This window comes from Salinivibrio sp. IB282 (genome assembly GCF_001995685.1).
GTDB classification, from domain to species: domain Bacteria; phylum Pseudomonadota; class Gammaproteobacteria; order Enterobacterales; family Vibrionaceae; genus Salinivibrio; species Salinivibrio kushneri.
In genome coordinates, this window is sequence record NZ_MUET01000013.1 from 25,643 (window position 1) to 42,158 (window position 16,516).

General features: G+C 51.9%; 13 protein-coding genes. 10 read left to right on the forward strand and 3 right to left on the reverse strand.

Going from position 1 to position 16,516, the window contains the following annotated elements; all coding sequences use genetic code 11:
• Positions 1–21: 21 nt before the first annotated feature.
• Positions 22–483, reverse strand: a complete 462-nt coding sequence (locus BZG14_RS04535) for a GNAT family N-acetyltransferase (protein ID WP_069362456.1) — start codon at positions 481–483, stop codon at positions 22–24.
• Between the two features lie 288 nt (positions 484–771).
• On the opposite strand from BZG14_RS04535, the gene rsuA reads away from it, so the two are divergent.
• The 7 genes from rsuA (at position 772) to BZG14_RS04570 (ending at position 9,396) form a co-directional block, all read left to right on the forward strand.
• Entirely contained in the window at positions 772–1,464 is a 693-nt protein-coding gene (gene rsuA / locus BZG14_RS04540) for a 16S rRNA pseudouridine(516) synthase RsuA (protein ID WP_077608091.1), read from the forward strand.
• Positions 1,465–1,682: 218 nt separating this feature from the next.
• On the forward strand, positions 1,683–2,891 hold the full coding sequence (locus tag BZG14_RS04545; RefSeq protein ID WP_077459511.1) for a Bcr/CflA family multidrug efflux MFS transporter: 1,209 nt from the start codon (positions 1,683–1,685) through the stop codon (positions 2,889–2,891).
• Positions 2,888–3,529 (forward strand): DUF2913 family protein, encoded by a 642-nt coding sequence (locus BZG14_RS04550; RefSeq protein WP_077459510.1) that lies wholly within the window; start codon positions 2,888–2,890, stop codon positions 3,527–3,529. The genes BZG14_RS04545 and BZG14_RS04550 overlap by 4 nt, the downstream gene beginning before the upstream one ends.
• Positions 3,530–3,626: 97 nt before the next feature.
• Positions 3,627–5,000, forward strand: coding sequence for an MATE family efflux transporter (locus tag BZG14_RS04555; RefSeq protein WP_241824618.1), 1,374 nt, complete (start codon positions 3,627–3,629; stop codon positions 4,998–5,000).
• Positions 5,001–5,150: 150 nt separating this feature from the next.
• Positions 5,151–5,822: an ABC transporter ATP-binding protein gene (locus BZG14_RS04560; RefSeq protein ID WP_069362451.1), complete on the forward strand. Its 672-nt coding sequence runs from the start codon at positions 5,151–5,153 to the stop codon at positions 5,820–5,822.
• Positions 5,803–8,268: an ABC transporter permease gene (locus BZG14_RS04565; protein WP_077608093.1), complete on the forward strand. Its 2,466-nt coding sequence runs from the start codon at positions 5,803–5,805 to the stop codon at positions 8,266–8,268. The genes BZG14_RS04560 and BZG14_RS04565 overlap by 20 nt, the downstream gene beginning before the upstream one ends.
• A gap of 39 nt (positions 8,269–8,307) precedes the next feature.
• Positions 8,308–9,396 carry a lipocalin-like domain-containing protein gene (locus BZG14_RS04570; RefSeq protein ID WP_077608094.1) on the forward strand — a complete coding sequence of 363 codons (1,089 nt, stop codon included), beginning with the start codon at positions 8,308–8,310 and terminating at the stop codon, positions 9,394–9,396.
• On the opposite strand, the gene cra is transcribed toward BZG14_RS04570, so the two are convergent.
• Entirely contained in the window at positions 9,393–10,406 is a 1,014-nt protein-coding gene (gene cra / locus BZG14_RS04575; RefSeq protein ID WP_077608095.1) for a catabolite repressor/activator, read from the reverse strand. The genes BZG14_RS04570 and cra overlap by 4 nt on opposite strands.
• A gap of 428 nt (positions 10,407–10,834) precedes the next feature.
• Between cra and fruB the strand changes: the two genes are divergently transcribed.
• Genes fruB through fruA form a run of 3 tightly spaced genes read left to right on the forward strand, consistent with a single transcriptional unit; the run spans position 10,835 to position 14,712 of the window.
• Positions 10,835–12,004 carry a fused PTS fructose transporter subunit IIA/HPr protein gene (gene fruB, locus BZG14_RS04580; protein ID WP_077608096.1) on the forward strand — a complete coding sequence of 390 codons (1,170 nt, stop codon included), beginning with the start codon at positions 10,835–10,837 and terminating at the stop codon, positions 12,002–12,004.
• Positions 12,001–12,957 carry a 1-phosphofructokinase gene (gene pfkB / locus BZG14_RS04585; RefSeq protein WP_077608097.1) on the forward strand — a complete coding sequence of 319 codons (957 nt, stop codon included), beginning with the start codon at positions 12,001–12,003 and terminating at the stop codon, positions 12,955–12,957. Before fruB ends, pfkB begins: the two co-directional genes overlap by 4 nt.
• A 27-nt stretch (positions 12,958–12,984) precedes the next feature.
• Entirely contained in the window at positions 12,985–14,712 is a 1,728-nt protein-coding gene (gene fruA, locus BZG14_RS04590; RefSeq protein WP_077608098.1) for a PTS fructose transporter subunit IIBC, read from the forward strand.
• A gap of 64 nt (positions 14,713–14,776) precedes the next feature.
• On the opposite strand, the gene BZG14_RS04595 is transcribed toward fruA, so the two are convergent.
• The gene (locus BZG14_RS04595; RefSeq protein WP_077608099.1) at positions 14,777–16,225 is read right to left on the reverse strand and encodes a glyceraldehyde-3-phosphate dehydrogenase; all 1,449 of its coding nucleotides are present in this window, start codon (positions 16,223–16,225) and stop codon (positions 14,777–14,779) included.
• Between the last annotated feature and the right edge of the window lie 291 nt (positions 16,226–16,516).

Consider the following 16,516-nt stretch of genomic DNA (forward strand, 5'->3'; position numbering starts at 1 on the left):
CTTGTGACGTCAGGTACAGAATTAAAGTCGTTTAGTCATAATGCAGTGCTGGCGGCGAGGCTGGTAATCGAACTGCTCATAGAAAAGCCGAGCGCCTTTGTTACCAATATTGACCTCAAGGATGACGGCCACGCATTCTTTTTCTTTGGCTCGCGCTTCCACGTGTGGGATCACTTGCGACCCCACGCCTTGCCGTCGCCAGCTGTGTTGGATAAAGAATTGATCTATCACACCGACGCTCCCCCCGTTTTCCACGCTGAAGCTATAGGCGACGACTAAAAAGCCAATGGTTTCGGTTTCTCCCTCATGCTCAACATCAATCAGAAAAACGTCACCACGCTCTGGCTGTGAGAGCAAGGTGCTGAAGGTGGCCGCGACGGGAGTACGATCAAAAGGCAGCGCTTCGTGGTCGTGCTGTTCGTGTGACAGCGTCAATAAGGTTTCAAAGGCATCGGCGTCGGGGCGGCGAAGAGAGACAATCATGGTGTTTCCTTCTATATCACTGATTGGTCAAGACGACCGTATCATACTCGCCAAGCTGGCACGCTCAATCACCAACAATATTTTGATTGGCAGGTTGTGACAGACTCGGCGTCTCAGCAAAAAGCGTTGGGTTTTGCTTGCATTGTCATCTGTCCATCACGTGGACAATGACATCCAGTTTATCCCATCACGGACTGTTTTTCCGTCAGATATGATAAAACTTGATCTGTGTCTGAGCCGCAATGTGACGTATAATCCGCGGCAAACAAAGGTGCAATAAGCGGTAATATGCGATTAGATAAATTTTTATGTGAAACCCTAGGGGTGACACGCAAGCAAGCAGGGCGTGTGCTTAAAAGCGAACGGGTGACGGTTGATGGTGAGGTGATCAAGTCGGGGGCCGTCAAAGTGAACGAGCATGAAGAGGTGGCGTTTGAGGGACGACCGCTGACGTTATCAGGCCCGCGCTATTTTATGATGCACAAGCCTGCTGGCGTGGTGTGCTCGCATGAGGATGCGTTTAATCCGACGGTGTTTGTATTACTGGATGAAGTCAATGCGGAGAAGCTGCATATAGCGGGTCGCTTGGATGCGGATACAACCGGGCTGTTGCTATTGACTGATGACGGTCAGTGGTCACATCGTATTACCTCACCCAAGCATCAGTGCTCTAAAACCTATCGTGTGTGGCTGGTTGATCCGATTAGTCCTGAGACTGCTCCTGCGTTTAAAGAAGGGGTGATGCTACGAGGCGAGAAGCAAACCACGCTACCGGCAACCCTAGAGAAAGTGGGTGATTAYGAGGCTCTGCTCACCATTCAAGAGGGCAAGTATCATCAAGTCAAACGTATGTTTGCGGCGGTGGGCAATAAGGTCGACGCGCTGCATCGAGAATCCATCGGTAACTTGGTATTAGACGAACACTTGGAGCCGGGTGAATATCGTCCATTAACAGACGAAGAGATCGCGTTACTGGGTTAACGCAGGTGACTGGCTCGCTTCGTCATTGCAGGTTCTCGTTAAGCAACGGTAAGCACAGCATGGGCTGTGCTTTTTTTTGCCTTCAGCCTAAGGGGGGAGTGTGACGATGGTGTGATAAAAAGAAAGACATTATTTCCCACGGCGACACAATAAATTGTTACACTTTGACCACGCTCACGTTATTTCCTTTTTTCCTGTCTTTTACGTTAAGGAGAGTTATGTCGCAATCATCGGCTGTCACGTCGTCCCCGACGCAATTAAGCTGGCTTTTGATCTTGGTGCTTGGCGCGATTGCGGCGCTGACGCCGTTGGCGATTGATATGTACCTCCCTGCCATGCCAGCGATTGCCGCGGACTTAAATGCACCCAGCAGTGCGGTGAAATCAACCTTGGTCGCGTACACGGCCGGCTTTGCGATTGGACAGCTTTTTCATGGCCCAATATCTGACAGTTATGGCCGCAAACCGGTGATGCTGGCCGGTGTGGCACTGTTTTTCATTTGTGCCGTGGTCAGTGCGATGGCTCAAGATATAGACGTACTGACAGTTGTACGTGCAACGCAAGGGTTTGCCGGAGCCGCTGCCGCCGTCATTATCCAAGCCTTGGTCCGTGATATGTTTGAGCGCGAGGAATTTGCGCGCACCATGTCGTTCATCACCTTGGTCATGACGATTGCGCCTTTAGCTGCCCCGATGATTGGTGGTTATTTGCTGACCTGGTTTGACTGGCGCGCAATTTTTTGGGTGCTGGCCGGATGGGCGTGCTTTGTGACGCTTTGCATTATTGTCCGGATCCCTGAAACCTTACCTAAACACAATCGGCCGCCGATGCGGATTGGAGCGTCACTGCGTAACTATGCCCGTATGCTGAAAACACCGTTTGCTGTGGGCATGATCTTTTGTTCCGGGTTTTCCTTTGCTGGGATGTTCTCTTTTTTGACCGCAGGCTCATTTGTTTACATTGATTATTATGGCGTCAGCGCGAAGATGTTTGGCTACTTGTTTGCGTTAAACATTGTCTGTCTGATTGTGATGACCTTTATTAATGGCCGTTTGGTGCGCAAAATGGGCTCGCATTGGATGCTTCGCCTAGGGTTAGGCTTACAGCTGGTGGCTGGGATAGCCATTGCCGCGTTCCAATGGTTAGATATTGGGCTTTGGGGCACCGTGATTCCAGTGATGATGTACGTTGGCGTGATTTCAACTATCGGCAGCAACAGCATGGCGTGTTTGTTGGCTTGCTATCCGCAAATGGCGGGAACGGCCTCTTCATTGGCGGGGACGATGCGGTTTGGTATCGGCTCGTTGGTCGGTGCGGGTGTGGCGGTTGCCTCTGATGGTACGCCGTGGGGCATGGTTGGCGCGATAGCCCTTTGTGCGATACTCTCTGCCGCTTTCTATTGGCTATTAGCAAGCAAAGAACCATGAGTTATGTCACCGAAATTCAAACTGTGATGGCCGCTGCCTATGACGATCTCTCGGCTGCGATCGCCGCCAAAAAAGTGGCTAATGCGCCCCACGCGCGCGAAGCGTTTTTGGGCCGTTGGGTGGCACAAGCGGTGAAGCAGCAACGTTTTCATCACAGTGTCAAAGCGGACTTACAACGCTGGACCCAGCGCGCCCGCAGTGCCGGGACCCAAGCCGGGTTAGACACCGAGTTTGGTCAAATTCAACAGGTGTATGCCGAGTGGTTTCCCGTCGGTGAGCCCGTCAAGCCAGTGCACAAACAGCAATTGCAACAGTGGGTTGATTGTGCAATTGACGCGGGGTGGTGCGTGCATACGCAAGATACGATTGATCGAAAAGTGAAAATTATATCAGGTGGGCAGCATTCAATGGCCGTGTGCCCAGACGCGATGCAATCGGCTTTTGATGATGATCAGCACTTGGCTTCAGCACTGAGCGTGTATGTCCGAGGGCCAGAAGCTGAGGTAATACAATGGGCGCATCAGGCATGGATAGCACCGACGAAGGTGACGGCTTATAAATCGATCGTCAAATACCATGCTGAGTACCGTATTTGGCCCAACAATCAAGCCGATGGCTTAATGGTGATGCCGCGCTAATCGGCATTGATTCGCAGATAAGAAAACGCTCTCGGGCGTTTTTTTCTGTTTTAAAGGCACGTAAACTACATCGGTCCCCTCTAAGCTGGAGTCTCTTGTGAGCGTACTTTCCCGTCCTTTCTTTGATCCTGTGTTTTTAAAGCGTTTGCTGTTAATTGCCGTACCGATTGCACTACAAACCATGATGTTTTCGAGCCGCAGTTTGGTCGATATCTTGATGGTGGGACAATTAAGTGAAGCGGATGTCGCTGCCATTGGTATTGCCGGTAAAGCGATGTTTGTCTCCTCCTTACTGATCCTTGGTGCCATGACCGGCGGCTCTATGTTGGTGGCGCAATATTGGGGCGCGGGGGATCGACAAGGTTTTCGTGAAAAAACGGCGCTAACGGTGACTTTAACCAATGCCACGGCGGCGTTAAGTGCGTTTGTCTTCTGGGCTTATGCGGATGTCATTGTGGGATTTGCCAGTGACAATCCTACTGTTATTGCGTTGGGGAAAGATTACTTACAAATAGCTGGCTTATCACTGTTTTGTTTGGCCAGTGTCTCAGGGCTGGCTGCCGGGCTTCGTGCCATGCACAAGCCAGGCATTAGCACCTTTTTTAGCGGGGTCGGGATCAGTGTCAACGTGGTGCTCAACTGGGTTTTTATCTTCGGTAATCTGGGCGCGCCTGAGCTGGGTTCGAAAGGGGCAGCGGTTGCTACCGTCCTGAGTGGTATCGTCGAAGTTGTCGCTTTGTACGCTTATCTATATCGTCGCCAACATCTGGTTGCCTTCTCGTTATCTGATTGGAAAGCCTCGCTGACGCTTGTGGCAGTAAAGCGGTTTTTGTCGCTTTCGTTGCCAACGGCGTTTAACTTTTTAATGTGGTCGTCCGGTCTGTTCGTTTACCACGCGATTATCGGTCATGTTAACGAAGCCGGCCTGGCTGCTATTGCGGTTATCACTCCCGTCGAGTCACTCTCACTGTCGTTTTTGATTGGTACAGCCAATGCAGCGGCGGTGTTGGTCGGTAATAACCTGGGAGCCCAACAAACGGACACCGCTTATCACCAAGCCTGGCAGGTGGCGATATTTAATTTTATTGCCGGTGTGGCGATTGCATGCGTGATGCTGATGATTCAGCCCTGGGTGTTGAGTTTCTTCCCTGCATTAACGGGCGAGACGGCACAGATCACGGCTTACTTTTACTGGGCGATGTGTGCGTTGATTGTGGTGAAAACCATCCCCATGGCAATGATCGTTGGGGTACTGCGTGCTGGGGGTGATGTGCACTACTGCCTGGGACAAGATTTTGTTGCACAGTGGCTAATTGGTATTCCTGTGGTATTGACCGCCGCGGTGGTCTTTGAGTGGCCGGTTTATTGGGTTTATGCGCTTTTGGGAGTGGAAGAAGTGGTCAAATGGGTTGGGTCTTTGATTCGGGTGAAGTCAGGCGTTTGGCTCAATAATCTTGTTAATGACGGCTAAGGATCGGCGAAAAAGAAATTGGGAAGCTGCCCACCGTTTTTAACGCTTTTCTCAGCCTCTTAATTGGGGTACATTGCCAAATTAATCAAACAGTGTGACCTAGTTCTCGTTTATTGCTGTTTTTAAGACACTATAAGGGTGTGCATTGGCATGTTAGCAATTAAAGGGCTGTGTAAAGGTTATCAGGATGGGAGCGACTTCCATCCTGTGCTGCAAGGCGCCGCGATGTCGCTGTCGTCGACCAGTCAACTGGCGTTGATGGGCGAGAGTGGGTCGGGTAAAAGTACCTTGTTAAATGTGATTGCGGGGCTGGATAAACCCGATAGCGGTGAGATCTGGTTTGACGATACCCCTCTCCATCGGTTGAGCGAGGGGGCACGCACGCAGTTTCGACGCCAAAACATCGGCTTGATCTTCCAGCAATTTAATCTGCTTCCCACCCTCTCTATTGCGGATAACATTCGTTTCTGTCGCCAACTAAAAGGCTTGAAAGAAGACAGTTGTCTGTGGCGACAAATTGTTTCTCAGCTTGATTTAATGCCGTTGCTCAATCGTTACCCAGAAGAGGTGTCTGGTGGTCAGCAGCAGCGCGCCGCCATCGCACGCGCGTTATATATGTCGCCTAAACTGCTACTTGCCGATGAGCCAACGGGGAGTTTGGATGAGCGCAATGCGGATGCGGTGATGCGTTTGCTTATCACACTAACCAGTCAGCAGGAGGCCGGGCTGTTGCTGGTGACACACAGTGATACCGTGGCTAGCTATTTGCAAGGTAGTGTAGGGCTACAAGGAGGCGTGCTCAGTGTTCGGGCCCGTCGCTAGCGCTTTATGGGGGCATTATCGTCGCTATCCCTTTCAAGTCTTTCTCGTCTGGCTTGGGTTAACCCTGGGTGTCTCTTTGCTGGTTGGCGTGTTATCGATAAACCAACATGCGCAGCAAAGCTATCGCCAAGGTGAACAGCTTTTTAGCAACCCTTACCCTTTTAGCATTCATCATACCGAGCGAACACAACGCGTGCCGCATGCCTTTTACATTGGCTTGCGCCGTCAAGGCTTAACCCAATGTGTGCCGATTGATCGTCTCGATGTTGTGACACCGTCACTTAGTGATATCCATCTTATGGGGGTGGATACGATCGCGATGCTGCCATTTATCGCCAATCGGCGAGCAGATGAAGCCCCTTCATTGTCCCCTATGGATGCGATCTCAATGCCATATCCTGTCTATGTGGGAGAGGCCATGGCTGAACATAAAGGCTGGGAAGAGGGGCAAATGATTGATTTGCTGGATTACCCGCCGGTCGGCCCTTTACGTATTATCGATAATGATGCGCTGAGTATGGGCACTTACTTGGTGGCTGATATGGCGCTACTGCGTCATCTCTCTGCGCGTACTGGGTTTACCGAGGTGTTATGCGGCGATTTGTCTCAAGCGGAGCGACAAACGATTCGCGAAGCGTTACCCTCAGCCTTGACGTTGACCAAAACTCAATCAACCCAACTTGGCCCACTCACCCGTGCTTTTCACTTAAATTTGCTCGCGATGGGGTTATTGGCTTTTGTGGTGGGACTGTTTATTTTTTATCAGGCGATCTCCCTTTCCATGACTCAGCGTCAGCCCTTGGTCGGAACCTTGCGGCAGCTTGGCGTTGATGGACGCCAACTCTCAGCTGTCATGTCAACAGAGTTGTTGCTTTGGGTGCTACTCGGCGTGGTCAGTGGCAACGTCCTGGGTATGTTACTTGCCAACCAATTACTTCCCGCGGTCGCCACGACCTTGTCTGATTTGTACGGCGCAGACATTAATTTAGTGATGCATTGGCAGTGGCAATGGGGGCTCTACAGTTTACTGCTTGCTATTTTAGGGGCGGCGATGGCGTCCGCTTGGCCTTTGGTGCGCTTAGTCAACACCTCCCCGGGGCGCTTATCGCAACGGATGACCCTGATGCGTGGTACACATCGAGAATATGCCGTACAGGCTATTTTAGCGGTGTTGCTTGGCGTGGCGGCGTGGGGCGTGTCGTATTGGGAGACGAGTCAATGGCAAGGGTTTACCTTGATTGCCTTTACCATGCTAAGTGCTGCTTTAGCGCTGCCTTATTTGTGTGGCTGGCTGTTTCATACCAGTGCAGCAGTGTATGCGGGCGCGCGATGGCGATGGTTTTTCACCGATGCCGCGGCAAGTTTAAGTTACCGTGGTGTGGCGGCGATGGCGTTTATGCTCGCGGTTTCGGCACATATTGGTATGGAAACCATGGTCGGTAGCTTTCGCACCAGCACTGAGACTTGGCTGCAACAACGCTTGGCAGCGGACGTTTATGTTAGGCCGAGCCATGCTGCTCTCGCGGAGATGGAAACATGGTTGGTAAAAAATAAAGACGTGGCGCAATTTTGGACCACGTATCGGCGTGAGCTGACGGCAAACCAAGGGCGGCTTGAAGTGCTGTCGGTAGGAAACCGTCCGTCTGAGAAACAAACGTTGGCGATGAAGGCGGCTCAGCCTGATTATTGGGCGCAATTACATCAAGCGCGCACGGTATTACTCAGTGAAGCGTTAGCGGCTAAATTTGGCGTTGGCGTGGGAGAGAGCATCAATCTTCCCGCCCCAATGGGCGAGCACTGGCAGGTTGCTGGGATTTATTACGATTATGGCAACCCCTATGGCCAGCTAGTAGTGTCTACCCGTAGTGATGCCGGACAATGGCTAAAGCAGGGCCGATCATCGCTGGCAGTGATCCTCAATCAGGACACGCAAACCGAGCAGTTTGTTGATCGCATCAATCACCGTTTTTCGCTGACCACTGGGCAGGTGCAAAACCAAGCGGATATTATGCGTTATGCAATGCGTATCTTTGATCGTACCTTTACCGTGACGGAAAGCTTGTGTGCACTGATGTTGATTGTCGCGATATGTGGGTTGTTCTTTTCCACCTTGGCGACCGAGTTGTCGCGCCAACGGCAATATAGCTTGCTACGTTACCTTGGTCTGTCAGGGCGTGAGCTTATCGCGCTCGGGGGAGGGCAATTGGTGCTGCTTGGTCTCACCAGTGCGCTAATTGCCATCCCGTTGGGGCTTGTGCTGGCGGGTATGTTGATCCATGTTGTCCTGAAAGCATCGTTTGGGTGGACCATGACCATGAGCTTCTTCCCGATAAGCTATGCCACCACCATCGGGCTGTCCATGTTGGCGCTTATGGTCGCAGGGGCTTGGCCTGTTTATCGCATGCTAAAACGCACCGCGGCGGCGTCGTTGCGTGATGCGCAGTAAAAAAGAGGCAGTGAAGTGATTCAGCGATGGAAGCGGAAAATGATACGTTCATTGTTAGGGGGCGGCGTGATCTTCGCGCTCGGCGCGCTAGTATGGTGGGGTCAGCCGCCGTCATCGTCTCCTGATACCCGTGGAAATTTTGCCGTTTTTGGTTCGCAAAGTGGCTTTGCCTCTGTAACCCCAGACCATACGCCTACCTATCCCCAAGACATGGCGGCACACTCAGATTTTGCTACTGAATGGTGGTATTTGACCGCGACCTTAACCGACGCTAATGGACAAGCGTATGGCGTGCAATGGACATTGTTTCGCCGCGCGTTAGCTCCGGATCGCAAAGAAGGATGGGCGAGTCAGCAGCTGTATATGGCGCATGTCGCGATCACGAGCGATGATAAACAATGGGAGTCGGAGCGCTTTGCCCGTGGCGGGATTGATCAAGCAGGAGTGACGCTGTCACCTTTTCAGGCTTGGTTAGACGACTGGCAATGGCAGGGCGGTCAACAACCTTTTCCAGCCCGTGTGCGTGCGATATGGCCTGCGCAAGGTAAGCCAGTCGGCTTTACGTTGGAGGTGCGAGATAATGGACACCAGGTCAAGCACGGTGAAGGGGGATACAGTGTCCGTCATGCCAGTCAACCGTCGGCCTCGTATTATTTTTCTTTGCCACAGCTAACCATCAAGGGTGCGCTAACCATTGAAGGTGAAACCATCCCTGTGACAGGCAAAGGCTGGTTTGACAAGGAATGGTCGAGCGGCGCGATGGCCGCCGAACAAACGGGATGGGATTGGTTCGGGCTTAACTTAGATGATGGCCGTGCGTTAATGGTTACCCAAATACGCGGCAAGGAGCCGTTTATGTTTGGATCCTTACTGTATCCTGATGGCCAAGTCGTGACGCTGAGTCAGGATGATATTCGTATGCTACCAATCAGTCATGCCAAGATGGCGGAGGGCGCTAACTTGCCGGTTCGTTGGCAGATCAAAGTACCCAGTGAGGGCATTAGCCTGACTACGCAACCGCTTAATCCACAAAGCTGGATGGATTTGAGTTTTCCCTATTGGGAAGGGCCTGTGGAAGTGCATGGCAGTGCCACAGGCCGTGGCTTTATGGAAGCGACAGGCTATTAACCCAGTCCGACCCAAGCTTGCGTTTGATGGGGGCGCCAAATGGGTTGGCGTTCAACCGTGATAACTCCAGGCTGATTGTCTCCTTGTGCGGCCGACACCGCGAGACTGAGTGCCGCGTCGCTAATCGCTTCAAATTGTTGAGGGAGAGATTGCACCCCAAAAGGAAGAAAATCGAGGATGCGGCTATCTCCAAAAGTGGCAAAATACAGTGCAGTGGGGGCGATCCCTGTTTGCCGGATGGCGTCCAGTATTCCTTCACAAAGCGTGAAGGAGGTGGTGAGTAAGGCATCGGGTAAGTCACCGGCTTCAATCCACTCTGTCATCAGCCTTTGCCCCTCTGTACGGCTGAAAGCTTGACCGTAACGCACTTGTCCATCTACGCCTTGTGCCGCTAACGCACCACGAAAGCCGTTCTCCCTGTCTTGTGAGATGGCCAGCGAGGGGACGGCACCAATCAGTCCTGCTTGATAGACATCCGTTGGGGCAATTAACATCTCGGTGAGCTGGTAAGCGCCTTTTTCATCATCACTCAGTACATTCGCGAATTGGTTGGCATCCAGCCCACGGTCAATGGCAACGATGGGAGTGCCTTGCTGTTGTAATTTGGGGAAGAAGGTATTATCTGCAGGCAAACAAGAGGCCACGATTAACGCATCAATTTTCCTGGAGACGAGGGTTTCAGCCACTATTTTTTCTCGCTCTGGGTCGTCATCAGAGCCCGTGATAATAACCTGATAGCCTTGATCGTGGGCTTTTCGTTCAAAGAGTTTTGCCAACGTGGCGTAACTGGTGTTCGCTAAGTCAGGCACGACCAACCCCAGCGTTTGTGTAGTGCCTGCACGCAAGGCGGTGGCGGCGCGGTTCGGCTGATAATTGTGTTGTTCGACCACCGCCATCACGCGTGCTCGCGTTTTTTCACTGATCCGATAACGGTCGGCTTTGCCATTAATCACATAACTGGCCGTTGTGCGTGATACACCGGCAAGACGGGCAATTTCATCAAGCTTCATAAAGCGATCCTTAAGTAGGCCGATCGTTATTGATGGCTTTGTGAATGCGATCAAAGTTTACGCACTTCAGATCCATAATTTATTTGCATTATAAGCTAAAACGATTCAGCCTTAAAGCTGAAAGGTTTCAGCTTGTGTCAATTATTGGCGGCTGATCTCAAGATGCTGGAACGACGATGCGGCTCATCGCTTCCGGCGCTTATAAGTGGAAGAGATTGACCAAACGCCGGGAGCAATTTCTATCGCTTTACCTAAAAGCTGAATCGTTTCAGTTTTTAGGTAAAGCGAATGTGGCAAGTCAAACACGAACACTGCCAATCAACGGTGACTTGCGACCAACCAATATGTCCGCCATGTCTTAGTGATACTGATGTGGCCGACGACAACATCAACCCGTGCCGCGGCACTGAAAAAAGAGGAATGACCTCATGTTGGCACTCAACGCACACGATATTCATATGCAGCAACACGCGGCGTCTAAGCACGAGGCTATCAAAGCCATGGCCGCAGCACTCACCCAAAAAGGGCTAGTCGAAGCGGGCTATCAAGACGGAATGCTGGCGCGTGAAGCGCAAACCAGTACCTATCTGGGCAACGGTATTGCTATCCCGCATGGCACAACGGATACCCGCGATCAAGTTAAACAAACAGGGGTACAAGTGTTTCATTTTCCCCAGGGGGTTGACTGGGGAGAGGGAAACCTCGCTTACGTGGCCATTGGTATTGCTGCCAAATCAGACGAACACTTGAGTATCTTACGCCAGTTGACGCGTGTGCTGTCACAAGACGGCATCGAGCAACAATTAAAAACGATATCGGGATCAGAGCAACTGGTTACCTTACTCAATGGGCAAACGGCCGATACTCAGGCCTTCACGTTTAGCAGCGACATGGTGTTAACCGGCTTCCCAGCGTCAGATATCACTACCTTGCAAGCCGTGGGCGCGGGATTGCTCAAAAACCATCATTGTTTAAATAGCGATGGCGTCAGCCACGCTGTCGCGGGCCAGCCGGTGCACCTTGGTGAAGGGCATTGGTTGCTCGGTGTGGGAGACGGTGTACTGCAGACCGGGATGTCGGTGGTCATGCCCGCGACGTCACTGTCTCACCAATCCCAGTCGGTCAGTGCGCTTTGGTGTATCGCAGCCAACAACCGTGCGCATCTTCCTGTGCTCAATACTTTGATGCAATGGAAGCTTGATAAACAACTGGCGGCATGTGGCCGTTACTCGCCCCAAACGTTGGTTGATGCGTTGTCTGCTGAACCCGCCCCCGAACAACCTCATACAGAGGCGCCGTCTGAAGCGCTCACCGCAGAGGGGTCAACAGGCCTGTATACGGTGACGAATGCGCATGGTTTGCACGCTCGTCCTGGGGCGATGTTGGTCAATACAGCGAAAAAATTCAGTGCTGATATACAGGTTGCCAACGCGTCCACCCAGTCGGCGCCGGTTAACGCAAAAAGCTTGATGAAAGTGATCGCGCTTGGGGTGAAACATGGGCACCAGTTACAGTTTTCCGCCCAAGGAAGCGACGCCGAACAAGCGATTGCGGCACTGGGTGATGTCATTAAAGATGGGTTGGGAGAGAACGCATGAGTGCCATTCTGACCGTAACCTTCAATCCCGCACTCGACATGACAGGCTCAGTCAGTGCGTTGCAGCCTGGTGATGTCAATTTGGTGCAAAACTATACACTGCACCCGGCGGGAAAAGGCGTCAATGTCGCACGTGTCTTAACGGATTTGGGCGTGACGGTCGCGGCGTCAGGCTTTCTTGGTGCAGATAACCAAGACCCGTTTGCTCACCTTTTTAGCGAGCACGGCATTGCCGATCACTTTTTGCGCGTGCCGGGGGTGAGCCGCACCAACGTCAAGCTGGTTGAAAAAGCGGGACGTGTCACTGATTTGAATTTTCCTGGTATGGCGGTTGAACAGGCCGATATTGAGGCATTGACAGCACGCTTGCTCAGTCTGGCTGAGCACCATGAGTGGATCGTGCTAGCGGGCAGTTTGCCACCTGGTGTCTCGACCGAGCAGTTGACCACTTGGATCACCACCTTGCGCGATGCAGGGAAAAAAGTGGTTGTCGATACCAGCCAGCACGCCTTACGCGCCGCCGTTGAGGCAACACCTTGGTTGGTAAAGCCTAATGAAGCAGAACTGGCGCAATGCCTCAACGCGCCCATCAGTAATGAGCAAGCCGTGTTGCTGGCGCGCGGCGAGCAATTGTTTAACCAAGGGATCGCGAATGTGGTTATTTCTCGCGGCGTAGACGGGGTGCTCTGGCGCGATAAGGAAGGCTGGCTTAAGGCTGTGGCACCGGCGCAATCGGTGGTGAGTACCGTTGGGGCCGGAGATTCTTTAGTGGCAGGGCTGGTATCAGGATGCCAGACCGGCCTCAGCAAAGAAGCGGCGCTGTGTCGCGCGGTCGCTATCTCTGCGCTCGCGGTTACCCAAGTGGGGGTCGGTGTGCGCAATGATGAAGATGTGAACCAATTAATCGAAAAAATCAGCGTGTCGCCTGTTGAGCTGTCAGTGCACGCGGAATAAAACCAATCCATGAGTGGGGTAAAAGGTATGAATCTGGTGATTGTGACGGCGTGCCCAAGTGGCGTCGCCAATACCGTTATCGCGGCGGGCTTGTTAGAAAAGGCTGCCGAGGTTAAAGGATGGACGGCACAGATCGAGTGTCAGTCTAGTGTGCAACCAACACAGGCGGTATCGACTGCTGATATTGAAAACGCTGACCGTATTCTCTTGGTCGGTGAGCCAAAAGAGTCGGCTCGCTTTAACGGCAAGCCTGTCTATCAAGCAAGTTTAAATGAGGTAATGGCCGATCCCCAAGCGGTATTGGAGGCTGCCGCGGATTATGCACAGCCGTATCACGCGCAGACGCCAAGCGAGGGCGGAACCGTCAGCATTGTGGGTATTACCGCGTGTCCTACCGGTGTTGCACATACCTTTATGGCAGCGGAAGCGGTTGAAGAAGCGGCTAAAGCGAAAGGTTATCAGGTCAAAATTGAGACACGTGGGTCGGTGGGTGCGAAAAATGCGTTAACGGATCAGGAAATTGAAGCCGCGGATCTCGTGTTTATTGCCGCAGATATTGAGGTTGATTTGAGCCGGTTTGCGGGTAAACGTTTATATAAAACCAGTACGGGCATGGCGCTGAAAAAAGCATCGCAGACGCTCGATGATGCGCTTGCTAACGCTGAGGTCTACCAAACAACGCAAGCGAGTTCATCGAACGCCAGTGCTAACCAAGGCGAACGTACCGGGGTCTATAAGCACTTGATGACAGGCGTATCACATATGTTACCACTGGTTGTGGCCGGTGGCTTAGCTATTGCGCTCTCATTTGTATTCGGGATTGAAGCTTTTAAAGAGGAGGGAACACTTGCAGCCGCACTGATGGAAATTGGTGGTGGTAGTGCGTTCGCGCTGATGGTACCGGTACTGGCCGGGTTTATTGCCTTCTCAATTGCGGATCGCCCGGGCCTGGCACCAGGCTTGATTGGTGGCATGCTCGCCGCGTCCACCGGCGCTGGGTTTTTAGGGGGCATACTGGCGGGGTTTATCGCCGGCTACAGTGCTAAGTTTGTGGCAGACAAAGTCAGCTTGCCGGCTTCAATGGAAGCCCTTAAGCCCATTCTCGTGATCCCTTTATTAGCCAGTTTGTTTACCGGTTTGGTGATGATCTATGTCGTAGGCGGGCCTGTCTCTGTCGCCATGGAAAGCCTGACCAGCTTCTTGCAGGGGATGAACTCAACGAACGCAGTGATCCTAGGCGTGGTATTGGGTGCGATGATGTGTTTCGACCTTGGCGGTCCGGTCAACAAAGCGGCGTATACCTTTGGCGTCGGCTTGATTGAGAGTGGTACCTATATGCCGATGGCAGCGATCATGGCGGCCGGTATGGTGCCGGCGCTAGGGGTGGGACTATCAACCTTCTTAGCCAAACGTAAATTTAATGATGCCGAGCAAGAGGCGGGTAAAGCATCGTTTGTGCTCGGGCTATGTTTTATCTCAGAAGGGGCGATTCCCTTTGCGGCCAAAGACCCAATGCGAGTGATCCCATCTTGCATCGCAGGTGGTGCGCTGACAGGCGCAATTTCTATGTTGATTGGGGCAAAATTGATGGCACCACACGGTGGCCTCTTCGTGCTGTTAATCCCCAATGCCATCAGCCCTGTGTTTATGTACCTAGCTGCTATTGCCGCAGGTACCTTGGTAACTGGTTTGGTTTATGCGGTGCTTAAGCCCGTCAGCCAATCCTCACCGTTGACGGCGGCCGAGCAATCCTAATCTTATATTGAGTCGTTAACACGCAATAAAAAAGGCCCATTCGGGCCTTTTCGTTTTGGATGTCTTAAGAAAGTGCTTCTGGCGGTGGAACCATGGGATAGCGTACTCCCATCATTTGCTCCATACAGTGTACTACTTGACAGCTATAGCCGAACTCGTTGTCGTACCAAATGTACAGCACGCAACGGTTGCCCTCGGCGATGGTTGCTTGGCTATCCACCACACCGGCAAAGCGTGATCCCACCAAATCACTCGATACTAATTCGGTCGACTGAGTAAAATCAATTTGCCCCGATAGCGGCGAGTACAAAGCGACGTCTTGTAAATAGGCGTTGATTTCATCCTTGTGAGTGGGGTTATCTAAATTCAGGTTAGCGATAGCCATAGAGACATTGGGCGTGGGCACACGCACTGAGTTACCGGTTAATTTACCTTTAAGCTCAGGCAGTGCTTTGGCAACAGCACTCGCGGCACCGGTAGACGTGAGTACCATATTCAAAGACGCAGAGCGGCCACGGCGATCGCCTTTGTGATAGTTATCAATCAGGTTTTGATCATTGGTAAACGAGTGAACTGTCTCAATGTGTCCGCCATCAATACCAAATTTATCGTGCATGGCTTTGAGCACCGGGGTAATGGCGTTGGTGGTGCAGCTAGCGGCAGAGATAATTCGATCATCGTCGTTAATCACGTCATGATTGACACCGAATACCACATTTTTAAGATCGCCTTTACCCGGCGCGGTGAGAAGGACTTTCTTAGCGCCTTTGCTGTCAAGGTGTTGACTCAGGCCTTCTTCATCTCGCCACATACCTGTGTTATCGACTACCAATGCGTCATGAATACCGAATTGGGTGTAATCGACGTCCGTTGGGTTATTGGCATAAATGACTTGGATGAAATTACCATTGGCGATCAACGCGTTACGCGACTCATCAACAGTAATGCTGCCATTGAACGGGCCGTGAACAGAGTCGCGACGCAGCAGGCTGGCGCGCTTTTCCAGGTCGCCTTCTTTTCCGCCACGCACCACGATAGCGCGTAAGCGTAAGGGGTAGCCAGGACCGCTTTTTTCAATCAGTAATCGTGCGAGTAAGCGACCGATACGACCAAAGCCATACAGTACCACGTCTTTCGGATCAACGCCGTTGCCTGTCCCTAGCAAATGCCCAAGCTGGCTATGAAGAAAATCAGGAATGCCATTTTCACTGTCATGCTGTTGCCAGTATGTCCAGGCGAGCTGACCGATATCGATTTTACTGGGAGCAAGATCCAATTCAGCCATCACTTCGATTAATGGCAACGTCTGGCTGGGCGATAAGGTGCCCCCCGTATAGCGACGCGCCACGCGGTGTGCCTTAATGATATCAATGGTGCTCGCATTGATCAGTTGACGACCGAACAGTTGGACTTCGACGCCTTTTTGGCGATAAAGCTGGCTAAGCAGCGGATACATGGTTTCAGAGTGAGTTTGACTGGTTTGCCAATCGAGTAGGTAGCTTTCTGGACTCATGAATCGACCTTTTTCACGAATGATAGTGGGTGGGCAGGGTGCCCAGTAGGGTATTTGGCTGATCGTTGCCAGCCTTTTGATTATGCCGCGCAGTCTAAATGATGCGGCATTATTCACCTACTAAAAAAAAGTGGGCAGTGATAAGGCGTTATGACGGTGAGAGGTGGGTAGAATGACGACCACACGATCTAGCAAATGTGATCAAAGCTGTAACCTAAATGAAACAAATTACATTGGGCATTTATAACTGTGAGGTACTACGTCCGTTAAGTTTCTTAATAATCGGAAAGA

What these genes read in the sequence shown, in the direction of transcription:
- BZG14_RS04545 (WP_077459511.1), top strand. Translation starts at nt 1,683, where the DNA reads ATGTCGCAATCATCGGCTGTCACGTCGTCCCCGACGCAATTAAGCTGG.
- BZG14_RS04560 (WP_069362451.1), top strand. Translation starts at nt 5,151, where the DNA reads ATGTTAGCAATTAAAGGGCTGTGTAAAGGTTATCAGGATGGGAGCGAC.
- pfkB (WP_077608097.1), top strand. Translation starts at nt 12,001, where the DNA reads ATGAGTGCCATTCTGACCGTAACCTTCAATCCCGCACTCGACATGACA.
- cra (WP_077608095.1), bottom strand. Translation starts at nt 10,406, where the DNA reads ATGAAGCTTGATGAAATTGCCCGTCTTGCCGGTGTATCACGCACAACG.
- BZG14_RS04570 (WP_077608094.1), top strand. Translation starts at nt 8,308, where the DNA reads ATGATACGTTCATTGTTAGGGGGCGGCGTGATCTTCGCGCTCGGCGCG.
- BZG14_RS04535 (WP_069362456.1), bottom strand. Translation starts at nt 483, where the DNA reads ATGATTGTCTCTCTTCGCCGCCCCGACGCCGATGCCTTTGAAACCTTA.
- BZG14_RS04595 (WP_077608099.1), bottom strand. Translation starts at nt 16,225, where the DNA reads ATGAGTCCAGAAAGCTACCTACTCGATTGGCAAACCAGTCAAACTCAC.
- fruB (WP_077608096.1), top strand. Translation starts at nt 10,835, where the DNA reads ATGTTGGCACTCAACGCACACGATATTCATATGCAGCAACACGCGGCG.
- fruA (WP_077608098.1), top strand. Translation starts at nt 12,985, where the DNA reads ATGAATCTGGTGATTGTGACGGCGTGCCCAAGTGGCGTCGCCAATACC.
- BZG14_RS04550 (WP_077459510.1), top strand. Translation starts at nt 2,888, where the DNA reads ATGAGTTATGTCACCGAAATTCAAACTGTGATGGCCGCTGCCTATGAC.